General features: G+C 70.5%; 1 protein-coding gene. It reads left to right on the top strand.

Going from position 1 to position 258, the window contains the following annotated elements; all coding sequences use genetic code 11:
* The coding region (locus AAEY83_RS16505) for an alpha/beta fold hydrolase (protein ID WP_351060796.1) at nt 1-258 on the top strand (258 nt) is incomplete at both ends.

Below are 258 nucleotides of genomic sequence, written 5' to 3'. Positions count from 1 at the left end.
CAGCCCGAGAAGGCGCAGATCGGCGGACGCACGATCCGCTTCCTGAAGCTGGGCGACGGTTCGGGCACGCCGGCCGTGCTGATCCACGGCTTCGGCGGCGACCTGAACAACTGGCTGTTCAATCACGCGGAGCTCGCCGCGCACCGGCCGGTGTGGGCGCTCGATCTGCCGGGCCACGGCGAATCGGGCAAGGCGGTCGAGAACGGCAGCCTCGACGAACTGGCCGACGCGGTGCTCGCGCTGCTCGATGCGCAGCAC

Origin of the sequence: Psychrobacter sp. TB20-MNA-CIBAN-0197 (assembly GCF_040309765.1) — a bacterium.
GTDB lineage: Bacteria > Pseudomonadota > Gammaproteobacteria > Pseudomonadales > Moraxellaceae > Psychrobacter > Psychrobacter submarinus.
Note: the sequence above shows the minus strand (reverse complement) of the source record. Positions and strands in the feature narration are given on the sequence as shown.